The organism is Mesorhizobium sp., assembly GCF_017306585.1.
In the GTDB taxonomy this organism is placed as follows: Bacteria; Pseudomonadota; Alphaproteobacteria; order Rhizobiales; family Rhizobiaceae; genus Mesorhizobium.
The window spans coordinates 1-11412 of the sequence record NZ_JAFKIC010000303.1; the positions used below are offsets into that span (position 1 = coordinate 1).

11 protein-coding genes are annotated in these 11412 nt (G+C 66.3%); 8 read left to right on the forward strand and 3 right to left on the reverse strand.

Annotation, left to right across the window (positions count from 1 at the left end; all coding sequences use genetic code 11):
- Window positions 1-213 precede the first annotated feature (213 nt).
- Window positions 214-414 carry a hypothetical protein gene (locus tag J0I79_RS33645; protein ID WP_292870044.1) on the forward strand — a complete coding sequence of 67 codons (201 nt, stop codon included), beginning with the start codon at window positions 214-216 and terminating at the stop codon, window positions 412-414.
- A gap of 80 nt (window positions 415-494) precedes the next feature.
- On the opposite strand, the gene J0I79_RS33650 is transcribed toward J0I79_RS33645, so the two are convergent.
- Complete coding sequence (locus J0I79_RS33650; RefSeq protein WP_292870047.1) at window positions 495-1718, reverse strand: alpha-D-ribose 1-methylphosphonate 5-triphosphate diphosphatase; 1224 nt, start codon at window positions 1716-1718, stop codon at window positions 495-497.
- Window positions 1719-2068: 350 nt separating this feature from the next.
- Between J0I79_RS33650 and phnF the strand changes: the two genes are divergently transcribed.
- A complete protein-coding gene (gene phnF / locus J0I79_RS33655; protein ID WP_292870050.1) occupies window positions 2069-2833 on the forward strand; it encodes a phosphonate metabolism transcriptional regulator PhnF in 765 nt (254 codons plus the stop codon).
- A 9-nt stretch (window positions 2834-2842) separates the two neighbouring features.
- Here the strand turns inward: phnF and J0I79_RS33660 are convergent, their stop codons facing one another.
- Window positions 2843-4429 (reverse strand): GMC family oxidoreductase N-terminal domain-containing protein, encoded by a 1587-nt coding sequence (locus J0I79_RS33660; RefSeq protein ID WP_292870053.1) that lies wholly within the window; start codon window positions 4427-4429, stop codon window positions 2843-2845.
- Between the two features lie 4 nt (window positions 4430-4433).
- A complete protein-coding gene (locus tag J0I79_RS33665) occupies window positions 4434-5951 on the reverse strand; it encodes an aldehyde dehydrogenase family protein (RefSeq protein ID WP_292870056.1) in 1518 nt (505 codons plus the stop codon).
- Between the two features lie 204 nt (window positions 5952-6155).
- On the opposite strand from J0I79_RS33665, the gene J0I79_RS33670 reads away from it, so the two are divergent.
- The 6 genes from J0I79_RS33670 to J0I79_RS33695 all read left to right on the forward strand — a co-directional run bounded on the left by J0I79_RS33670 (window position 6156) and on the right by J0I79_RS33695 (window position 11227).
- Window positions 6156-7058, forward strand: a complete 903-nt coding sequence (locus J0I79_RS33670; RefSeq protein WP_292870059.1) for a hypothetical protein — start codon at window positions 6156-6158, stop codon at window positions 7056-7058.
- A 36-nt stretch (window positions 7059-7094) separates the two neighbouring features.
- Window positions 7095-7679: a YceI family protein gene (locus J0I79_RS33675; RefSeq protein ID WP_292870062.1), complete on the forward strand. Its 585-nt coding sequence runs from the start codon at window positions 7095-7097 to the stop codon at window positions 7677-7679.
- A 277-nt stretch (window positions 7680-7956) separates the two neighbouring features.
- Window positions 7957-8745: an SDR family oxidoreductase gene (locus tag J0I79_RS33680; protein WP_292870065.1), complete on the forward strand. Its 789-nt coding sequence runs from the start codon at window positions 7957-7959 to the stop codon at window positions 8743-8745.
- A gap of 13 nt (window positions 8746-8758) precedes the next feature.
- Complete coding sequence (locus J0I79_RS33685) at window positions 8759-9553, forward strand: MoaF C-terminal domain-containing protein (RefSeq protein ID WP_292870068.1); 795 nt, start codon at window positions 8759-8761, stop codon at window positions 9551-9553.
- 16 nt (window positions 9554-9569) lie between these two features.
- Complete coding sequence (locus J0I79_RS33690; protein WP_292870071.1) at window positions 9570-9959, forward strand: nuclear transport factor 2 family protein; 390 nt, start codon at window positions 9570-9572, stop codon at window positions 9957-9959.
- 56 nt (window positions 9960-10015) lie between these two features.
- Window positions 10016-11227 carry an amino acid ABC transporter substrate-binding protein gene (locus tag J0I79_RS33695; protein WP_292870074.1) on the forward strand — a complete coding sequence of 404 codons (1212 nt, stop codon included), beginning with the start codon at window positions 10016-10018 and terminating at the stop codon, window positions 11225-11227.
- Window positions 11228-11412 lie beyond the last annotated feature (185 nt).

An 11412-nucleotide genomic window follows, 5' to 3' on the forward strand; every position in this document is an offset into this window, starting at 1 on the left:
ATGCCGGCGACGATCGGCGAGACGATACTCATCGGTCTGGGATGTCACGAAGTGGAGGCCGCGTTGGCCATGGCAAAGAACGCTCTCGGGCCTGGAAACTGGTCATTGCCGGCAGCAGACCGGCCGATCGGGATCCTGCTCCGTGCCAGCAGGAAGCGCAATTGAAATGGTTCCGGATGGCCCTCAATGAGCCAACCCGGTCAGGGGTGGCCCATGTCTGGCAATGACGCCTTGATCCGTGCCGAGATCGGACGGCTGCTTGCGGGGAAGACCGGCGCCGCCACGATCTCGATGAGGGACAGTATCGCGGTGTTGCGGCTGCGGACCGGCACGGCTCTTTCCGATGACGTCTTGCAGGACCTGCTGCTGGAGATGGCTGAGGTCCGTGGCATGATCGTGATGCTCGATGTTTAGACTCTTTGTTTGACGCAATTCCCAAGGGAAAGCGTTACGCGCTTGCCCGGAAAACCGTTTCACACTTTTCCTGGATCGCTTCAGAGCAATTCCAGGCCAGTCGGTACCCGCTCCGCCACGGCATGCTCGATGCGCTCCGCCTTGCGTGCCGGCGCCAGTGTGCCGTCGCCATAGATCATACGGCCGGCGCGGAAGGTGGCCCGCACACGCGCCACCGGATGACGGTCGGCCACGACGAGATCGGCCAGAAGCCCCGGCTCGATGGCGCCCCGGTCGGCGAGGCCCAGCGCGGCGGCCGGGTTGGCGCTGGCCAGGGCGACCGCCGCCACGAGACTGCGCTCGCGCAGTTCGGCCAGACCGAGCACGGCCGGCAGGATCGAGGCCGGGTGGTAGTCGCTGGCCAGCATGTCGAGCAGCCCCGCCTCATAGGCATGCCGGGCGGACAGATTGCCGGAATAGGATTCTCCGCGCAGCGCATTGGGGGCGCCCATGGTGGTGCGCATGCCGAGCCTGCGGGCCTCCTCGGCCGCTTCCAGCGTGACCGGGAATTCCGAGAGCGCGGCGCCCAACCCATGCACCAGTTCCACCTTCTCAGGCGTGTCGTCGTCATGCGAGGCGAGCACGACGCCGCTGGCCTTTGCCCGGGCCGACAGGTCCTGCAGGGCGTTGAGCACGCCGCCCTGGCCTTCGCGGCCGGCCATGCGCTTGCCGACCACTTCGGACGCCGCGGCTATGGACATGCCGCGCTCCTTGGCGATACGGGCGATGTAGAGCTCGACGTCGCGATACTGTCCCTGGCCGGGCGTGTGGTCCATTAGCGAGATCAGGTGCAGTTTGCCGGCATCCATCAGCTTCTGCAGGGATGCGATGGCCGGGGTGAAGGTCACCTCGAAACGGGCATGGATGCGATGGTCAACGAGGAGGTGGTTCTTCAAGCCGGCAATGGTGTCGATGATATCGGACGTATGGCTTTCCGAGCGCAGCACGCCGCTGGTGACGCTGGCGCCGATGAAGGACAGCGCGGCATAGGCCGTGGTGACGCCGCAGGAGGCGAGCTTCTTGTCGAGTTCGGCAATGCCGATCTGCATCGGCACATGGACGCCGATGCGCGGCTCGACTTCGCGCTCCACCATGTCGCCATGCATGTCGATGAAGCCCGGCAGCAGCAGGCGGCCGCCGCCCGATATGTCGGCGTTGGCAACAGGCTCGTCGCGGACTTCCGCGATCCGGCCGTCCTCGATCCTGGCCGCGCCATTGGGGATGACCCGGTCGCGCAGGACGATTTCGAATTCGCTCAGCCACATGTCATGTCTCTTCGGTTGACCCGCCGCGTCCTGATGCGGCATGCCCCTGTCCGTTCCATTCAAGCATCGTCTTCCTCCAAAGGGGATGCCGCCTTCCCGGATTCGGCTCCGGTCGGCGGCCTCAAGCATATCATCCGAATGTTCTGATTTCATCCGGATGACCGGATAGCGCGATTTGATGACAGTCTTGTGTAGGGCATCGGTTCTCGAAGCCCCTGAAGCCAGAAAAACTCCGGACATAACGGGAAGCGGCCGCATTGTCAGCGTTGCTGTCGCCAGCTAATATTCATTCGAATGACATCGATGCCATAGCGCCTGCCAGCCACGCCGACGGCGCCAACGAGGTGAGAATGGAAAGCAAGATACCGCACGGCCAGTGGCAGCAGGTGGAAGAGGAACTCGCCGCCGACATCGCCGCCGGCCGCTTCGTCGGTGACAGCAGACTGCCCCGGGAGACGGAGCTGATGGCGCGGTTCGGCGTCGGCCGGCACTCGATCCGGCGGGCGATGCAGCAGCTGCAGGACCGCGGCCTGGTCCAGGTCGAACAGGGCAAGGGCACGTTCGTGCGGGATGCCAGGCTTGATTACCGGCTGTCGGAGCGCACGCGCTTTTCGCAGAACCTGCTGGAGCAGGGACGCGAGCCGCTGGGGCAGGCGATCAGGGAAGCGGCCATTGCCGCGCCGCTCCATGTCAGCGAGGCGCTGCGGCTGCCGCCGGGCGAGCCGGTCTACCACATCGTGCGCCTCGGCCTTGCCGATAAGGATCCGCTGGGTCTTTCCAACGCCTATTTTCCGGTGCGCCGCTTTCCCGGCTTCGACAAGGCGCGGCGCGGCGGGCACAGCGTCAGCACCATCCTCGCCGAATATGGCGTCACCGACTATATCAGGCTGCGCACCGACATCATCGTGCGGCTGCCGACCGGGGAAGAGGCGCGGCACCTCAAGCAATCCGAAACGGAGCCGATCGTGCTTTTGAAGAAGGTCGATGTCGACATGAAGGGCACGCCGATCTCCTATTCCGAGACCGCCTGGGCCAGCGAGCGGGTGCAGTTCTCGATCGACAACACCAGCCAGCTCTTGAGCGTGCTGGCGCAGGCGGCGAACGCCGGGGATTGACCGGCCGAACTATGCGCCCAGGATGAAATCGGCGCAGCGGTCGGCGATCATGATCACCGGCGCGTTGGTGTTGCCGCTGATCAGGCGCGGCATGATCGAGGCGTCGCAGATGCGCAGGCGCGGCACGCCGCGCACGCGCAGTTGCGGATCGACCACGGCATTATCGTCCGTGCCCATCCGGCAGGTGCCGCAGGGGTGATAGACGGTCTTGGCATGTTCGAGGATATGGTCCGCAATCGCCTGGTCGGAGAGATCGGCGTCGTCGCCCGGTGAAAGCTCCTCGGCGACCACGGCCTGAAGCGCTGGCTGGCGCACTATGGCGCGGGCGATCTTCATGCCGGCGAGCAGCAGCGCGAGATCGTCGGGGTCGGAGAGGAAGCCGGTGGTGAAGCGGATCGGGTCGGCCGCGTCGCGCGAGCGCAGCCGGACGGTGCCGCGCGACTTCGGCCGCAGCACGCAAGGATTGAGCTCCATGCCGTGGCGTTCGATCGAGCCATGCTCGGCGCTTTCGATCATCACGGGCAGGACATGGAACTGGACATCGGGCCGGCCGTCACCGTCGGTGTCGAAGAAGCCGCCGCTCTCGACGACGTTGGAAGTGAGCAGGCCAGTGCGGAACATGAGATATTGCAGGCCGTGGCGCAGCGCCTTCAGGCCGAGGTCTTCGCCCAGCAGCGAGACCGGCTGGCGCGTCAGCGCATAGAGCGGGGCGGCGACATGATCCTGCAGGTCGCGGCCCACCGCCGGCATGTCGCGGATGACGGGAATGCCGAGTTCGGCCAGATGCCCGGCCGGGCCGAGGCCCGACAGCATCATCAGCTTCGGCGTCGCCAATGCTCCGGCCGCGAGGATCACCTCTTGCCTGGCGGTCGCCGCGTGGTTCTGGCCGTCGGATGTGGTGTAGGCGAGGCCGCTCGCCGCGCCGTTTTCCAGCGTCACGCCGGTGACCAGCGCATCGGTGACCACGGTGAGGTTGGCGTTGCCCGCCAGCGGCTTCAGGAACACTTTTGCCGCCGACTGGCGCTCGCCATTGGCTGTCGTCGTCTGGTAGAAGCCGACGCCTTCCTGCCGGATGCCGTTGAAGTCGTCATTATAGGCATAGCCGGCCTGCTGCGCGGCCTTCACATAGGCCAGCGAGAGCGGATGGCGGTGGCGGGGATCTGACACCGGCAGCGGCCCCTCGGTGCCGTGGCGCTCGCCGGCCAGCCGCTCATTGCGCTCCAGCCGCCTGAACACCGGCAGCACGTCGTCCCAGCCCCAGCCGGGGCAGCCGAGGTCGCGCCAGCCGTCATAGTCTTGCGGCTGGCCCCTGATGTAGAGCATGGCGTTGATGGAGGAGCCGCCGCCCAGCGTACGGCCCTGCGGCACCGGCAGCCGGCGGCCGCCGACGCTTGGCTCGGGCTCGGATTCGTAGATCCAGCTGCGCGCCGTGCCGATCACCTTGGCGAAGGTCGCCGGCATGTCGATCAAGCGCGTGTTGTCGGCCGGGCCGGCCTCGACAAGCAGCACGCGTTTGCCGGCATTGACCAGCCGGTTGGCCAGCGTGCAGCCGGCCGAGCCGGCGCCGGCGATGATGTAGTCGTACTGCGCGCTCATCTGGTCAGGCGTAGCGCATGATGACGGTCTTGGTCTCGAGATAGCCGTCGATCGCGGCGCGGCCGTGCTCGCGGCCGATGCCCGATTGTTTGAAGCCGCCGAAGGGCGCGTTGGGGTCGAGCGTGTTGTGCGAGTTGACCCACACCGTGCCGGCCTTGAGGCCGTGGATGGCGCTCATCGCCTTGCCCATGTCGCGAGTCCAGATCGAGGCCGACAGGCCGTAGCGCGTGTCGTTGGCGATGCGGATCGCCTCGTCGAGATCGGCAACGGGCATTGCCGCCACCACCGGCCCGAACACCTCCTCGCGCACGATTTCCATGTCGGGGCGGACATTGTGCAGGATGGTCGGCGCCACATAGTGGCCCTTCGACGGCACCGGCCGCGCGCCGCTGACCCGCTCGACGCCGGCCGCCAGGCCGCGCTCGACGAAACCCTCGACGCTTTTCCTGTGCTTGGCCGAGACGAGCGGGTTGATCTGGGCCTCGGCGTCGCGTCCGGCGCCCAGCGTCATGCCGTCGGCGATCTCGGCCAGCCTCGCCAGCGTGCGGTCATAGATCGACTTTTCGATCAGGAGCCGCGAGGCCGAGGTGCAGACCTGGCCCTGGTTGAAGAACATGCCGAGCCCGGCGATCAGCGGCTCGATGCCGTCCTCCATGTCGGCGAGCAGGATCATCGGCGATTTCGAGCCGAGCTCCAGCGTGAAGCGGGCGACGCGGTCGACCGCGGCATGGCCGACGCGTTTGCCGACTTCCGTCGAGCCGGTGAAGGTCAGTTTGTCGATGCCGGGATGACGGATCAGCGCCTCGCCGGTGACCGTGCCGCTGCCGGTGACGATGTTGACGACGCCGGGCGGGAAACCGACCGCCTCGATCAGTTCTGCCAGCCTCAGCAGGCCGAGCGGCGTTTCCTGCGGCGGCTTCAGCACCACCGTGCAGCCGCAGGCGAGCGCCGGGGCGATCTTCCACATGCCGATGAGCAGCGGGAAGTTCCACGGCACGATGGCGCCGACGACGCCGACCGGTTCCATGACAGTCATCGCCTGATGCTTCGCACCGGGCGGTACCGGAATGGAAACCTGGAAGGTGGAGCCCTCGATCTTGGTCGCCCAGCCGGCATAGTAGCGCAGCCAGTCGACCGTGCCGCCGGCACTCAGCATGCGCGCGACGCCGAGCGACTTGCCGTTCTCGATGCTTTCGATCTCGGCCAGGAGGTCGGCGTCGGCCTCGACGGCGTCGGCGAGCCGCAGCATCAGGTTCTGCCGGTCGACCGGCCGCATCGATGCCCATGGGCCTTCCAGGGCCGCACGCGCCGCGCGCACCGCCTGGTCGACGAGTTCCGGGCCGCTTTCGGGCACATGCGCAACGATCTCGCCGGAGGCGGAATCATCGACGGCGAGGCCGTCACCAGCCAGGCCACCCACAAAGGGGCCGTCGACGAAACGGCCATTGATGAAGGGCCTGTGCAGGCGCGCCAGGAAGGCGGCGGCGGCTGCGCTGATCGGCGGCACGGTTCTCTCGTTCATGCCATCCTCCTCGATTGCTGGTGAACATAGTGAACCGGTTAGGCAGCGCATCGGCCCGCTTCAAGCCGCAGCCGGCGCGAGTGCGCTTTCAGTCAAAACAAAGTTCCCGCTCGGACAAGACGCCGCTCGATCGGCCGGCCTAGATCAAGGCCACACCGGACCGCGCACTTGCGCGCTTTCCTGATGTCAACGAGGTGTCGGCCATTGAGCGCATTGCTGGGCAATCCGATGGTCGTGACGGCGGCGCTGCCGCTTCTGCTCGGCGTGGTGATGGGTCTGCTGGCGCGATCGGCCCTTCCGGCATCCGTGCTTTTCCTGCTGTGGGCGGCGCTGCTGTTGTTCTTCTACCGGGACACGCTCGGCCCGCCGGTGGTGCCGCCGGTCGCGGCCAGCCAGAAGCTGATCTATCTCGCCTTCGCGGGCATCGTCCTTGGCTTGTTGTCTGAATATCTGTTTGAGCGCTTGGGCACTGGTGCCGCGCGCGCGCTGGTCGCCGTCGCCCTTGTGGCCGCGTTTTCATGGCTCGGCTGGCGCCGGATTGCCGGTGGCGCGCTCGATTTGCAAATGATCGCGGCCATCGCGACAGGCCTGCTGGCGACGATCGGCGCCGCACTGCTTGCGCCCCCGCGGGCCTCGCCGTTGCCTCGCGCCGAAGAGCCGTTCCTGGTGCCGGCCGCTATTCTCGCACTGTGCCTGGCCGGCGCCATCATCTCGGTGCTCGGCGCCTCCATCGTCACCGGGCAATTGCTGGGCTCGCTCGCCGCGCTCGCCGGCGGCTGGTGCCTGATCCAATACATTGCCGTGCTGCGCGGCGGGGAGGCGGTGGCCTTGAGCAGGGGCACCGGGCTCAGCCTCATCCATGCGGGCGCCACCGTGCTGATCCAGGTGGCGCTGCTGGCGCCCAAGGCGAACCCGGCGGCGCTGGTGCTCTCATCCCTGCCGCCGATCGTTGCCGCGCTCGTGCAGGGTCCGCTGCAAGGTTTCGTTCCCGGCGCCCGGCCGTTGCGGCCGCTGGTTGCCGGTCTGCTGATCGCCATGCCGGCGATGCTGGCCATCCTGACGGCGCTCGTCTGGGCGCCGCACGGGGCAGCCCTCGGCTTTTCCTGAGCCTGGATGACAACCAACAATGGGGAGATTTACGTGATGAGAAGAAAACTGACGGCAGCACTTGCGTTCGCCTCGATGTGCGCATTCGCTTCGGCCGCCCATGCCGACAATTACGAGATCGACGGCCAGCACGCTTGGGTCACCTTCACCATCAAGCACGGCATCTACGGCACCGCGCATGGCCAGTTCGACGCGGTGAAGGGCGCGATCGTGATGGACAAGGTCGATCCGTCGAAGAGCAGCGTCAAGGCCGAGATCGAGGTCGGCTCGGTGCACACCGCCTATGACCAGCGCGACAGCGACCTGAAGGGGCCCGACTTCTTCAACGCCGCCGAATTCCCGGCGATCTCCTTCGAAAGCACCAAGGTCGAGAAGGTGAGCGACAAGACCGGTAAGGTCACCGGCAACCTGACCATCAGCGGCGTGTCGAAGGAAATCACGCTCGACGTGACGCTGGTCAACGAGGCGCCCGCGCCTTGGGACGCGACGCTGACCAAGGCGGCGTTCACCGCCACCGGCAAGGTCAGCACGGCGGACTTCCCGATGGCCAAGGCCGCCGCCGGCTTCGGCCTCGGCCCGGATGTCGACATCGTCATCGACCTCGAGGCCGTGAAGAAATAGGTCGCCGCAGCGAGCGGGGGTGTGGCGGCCCGCCGCGCGGCCGAAAGGCCGCGCGGCACTCCATCAGTCAAGAGTGGGCGGCCGAAAGGCCGCTCGGCACTTCTTCAAGCAAGAGCGGGCGGCCGAAAGGCCACGCGGCACACCATCAGCCAAATGCGAAGTGCGCGCTCAGTCAAAACAAAGTTCCCGCTCGGACAAGACTGGAAAACGCCGATGCCGCACTATCCCTCCTGAAGATCGGCGCATAGCCGGCGCGCTTGGGAAACGGGATGGAACAATGAGATTTTCGGGCAAGACGGCTTTCATCACCGGCGGCGGCACCGGCATCGGCGCTGCGGTCGCCAGACGCATGGCCGCCGACGGCGCCAGGGTGGTGCTGATGGGCCGGCGGCGCGAGCCGCTGGAAGCCGTCACCAGGGACATTGGCGGGCTGGTGGTGCAGGGCGATGCCGCCGATCCGAAGGCGGTGCGCGCGGCCCTTGCCGAGGTGCACGAGAAGGTGGGGCCGGTCGATATCCTGGTGGCCAATGCCGGCGGCCATGGCGTCGGCCCGACCATTTCGATGAGCGACGAGACGTGGAGCCTGGCAACCCGCACCAATCTCGACACTGCCTTCGTCTGCGCCAGGGAATGCCTGCCCGACCTGATCGCGCAAAAGGGCAACATCGTCGTCGTCGCCTCGATCGCGGGCCTGTTCGCCGGTCCGGACGCGGCCGGCTACGTCACCATGAAACATGCCTGCATCGGCTTCGGCAAATCGCTGGCGCGCGACTATGGCCGCAAGGGCGTGCGCACCAACATCATCTGCCCCGGCTGGGTGTCGACCGACATGGCCGACGAGCAGATGGCGGTGATCGTCGAAAAGCACGGGCTGGGCTCGATCGACGAGGCCTACCGGCTGGTGACCAGGGACGTGCCGCTCGGCCGCCCGGCGACGCCGCAGGAAGTGTCCAACGTCATCTGCTTCGTCGCCTCGGAGGAGGCCGCGATGATGAACGGTTCGATCCTGACCGTCGATGGCGGCGCCACCGTCGTCGACCTGCCGACTTTAGCTTTTGCCGATTGATGTGGAGCGTGCGATGAACGATCAGAACAGACCGGCGGACTGGAAGCATTTCGACGATTTCGCCGCCGGCATCGCCACCAACCGGCTGCCGACGACATCGGCGCTGCGCGGCCAGACCTTCAAGATCACGCTCGACACCGGGCGCACCATCGACCTTGCCTTCACGTCCGCCGACACGGTGGCGTGGAGCGAGGGCAGCGAGGCCGGCGCCGACTGGTACGAGGCGCTGGAAGTGGCCTCCAACGTGTTCTTCATCAACATGATTTTCGCCGGGCGTCCGGCCGAGGACGAGGCCTTCATCGTCAACACCGCCACGCGGCGCGTGCTTTCGGTGCGCGAGCGGGTGCGCGAGGCCGGCGAAGCGCCCGGCGAGCCGCGCGTGGCGCAGATCTGGTCGGCCGGCGTGCTGGGCGATCCCGGCGTGGCGCCGACCGGCTTCCAGCCGGCGCCGACCCGCGATCTGATCGGCCTTACCGCGCATTACACATACAGCCCCAACCACGTCTACGAGCACATCTATCTCTCATCGGAGCGCTATGCCTGGCAGAACCTCGTCGGCATCCAGCGCGGCCATGGCGACGTCGATCTGGCGACGACCTGGAAGTTCGCCGACAACCAGTATGTGTTCGGCTTCCGCGAGTTCATCATCCCGGTCGCCTCGCTGTTCTTCTACAATTGGGACGTCATGCACTCGACGGGGAAATTCCTCGGCGTGACCAGCCAGGGCAAGGTCGAGAACAAGCCGGCCGGCGCCCAGATCGAGAAGAAATCCAGGACCGCCTACGACAAGGACAAGGCGCCGGTCTGAGCGCGCGGGGGACGCCATGAACAGGAACTACGAAGCGATCAAGGCGCATTACGCCGGCTCCGACGCCAGGGATCTGGCCGCCATGATGGCGCCGATCACCAGCCGCACCGCCTGGACGGAGATGGCCGGCTTTCCCTATGCCGGCACCTATACCGGTCCCGACGCCATCATCGCGGGCGTCTTCAAGCGCATCGGCGAGGAGTGGGACGGCTACACGCTGACGCTGGAGAAACTGGTCGACGGCGGCAGCACCATCGTCGGCATCGGCACCTATTCGGGCATCTACAGGAAGACCGGCAAGGCGATGTCGGCGCGCGTCGTTCATGTCTGGGAAATGGAGGACGGCAAGGCGCTCAGTTTCGAGCAGTTCACCGACACCAGGCTGGTCGCGGCAGCGACGGCCTGAGGCATGCCCGCGGACACCGGCGGTGCCCGCGCGATCCGAAAAACTGGGAGGATGAAATGGGAAACAGTCTGAAGGGAATGCTTGCGGGTGTGGCGCTGACGGCCGTGCTCGCCGCCGTCGGCACAGGCATCGCCAATGCCGGCGACACCGAGATCGTCATCGGTGCGCCGATCTCCTTGACCGGGCCGCTGGCCGGCGACGGCAAGGAACAGAAATGGGCCTATGAACAGGCGGTAGCCGACATCAACAAGGCCGGCGGCATCATGCTGAAGTCGGCCGGCAAGAAGCTGCCGGTGCGGCTCGTGGTCGCCGATGACGAAAGCTCGGAAGGCAAGGTCGCGTCGGCGCTGGAAAACCTGATCAAGGTGCAGAAGGTCGACGCACTGCTGTCGACCCATTCGGGCCCGATGAACATCGCCGGCGCCATCGTCGCCGAAAAATACAAGAAGTTCTACATGATCACGACCGCCTTCCCGTTCGAATGGCAGCCGTTGAAGCTCAAATATTCCGCGCTGTTCTTCTTCCATCCGGGGCCGGGCGCGGAAGTGCCGTTCGAGATCTGGGACAAGCTGCCGGCCAATGAGAAGCCGCAGCACCCGGCGCTGGTGTCGGAGGATTCGCCCGACGGCAAGGGCTTTGGCGGCGCCTTCGAGGCGGCGGCCAAGAAATATGGCTACACTTTCGCGGTCGACGATCCCTGGGCGATTGGCGCCACCGACTATTCGGCGCTGATCACCAAGCTCAAGGCGGCAGACGTCGACGCCATGCTGGTGTTCGGCTCGCCGGCCGACACGGTGACGCTCTTGCGCCAGATGAAGGAGCTCGGTTTCTCCGTGCCTTATCTGCATGGCTGGAAGGGCACCTGGACGGGCGAGTTCCACGAAGCGCTGGGGCCAGACTCCGACTACATCCTGACCGACGGTTTCTGGTCGGCGAGCTATCCCTACAAGGGAGCGAAGGAACTCGGTGACCGCTACGAGGCCGAGTTCAAGAAGGACTCCGTCACCGTCGGCGCCTTCTATGCCAATGCGCAGGTGCTGGCGCAGGCGATCGACAAGGCAGGCACGACCGATGCGGCGGCGCTGCATGACGCGATCTTCAACCAGGAGTTCAAGGACACGGTGGTCGGCGACCTCAAATTCGACCAGACCGGCTTTGCGCTGATCCCCAGCGTCGCCACGCAATGGTGGCAGGGCAAGCACCAGCTGATCTTCCCGAATGGCAACTGGACCTACAAGCCGGCGCCGGCCTGGGACAAGCGCGGCTGATCGCGGCGTGGCGGGGGAGGGTGTTCGGGTGCGGGGGCAATCGATCCAAGGCTGGCGCCGCCCCTCATTGCCCTGCCGGGCATTTCTCCCCGTATAGTGACGGGGAGAAAGGAGCTGGCCGCAACGCCGGCGACAGCCTTCCTCTCCCCGTCCCTATACGGGGAGAGGATGCCGGCAGGCAGGTG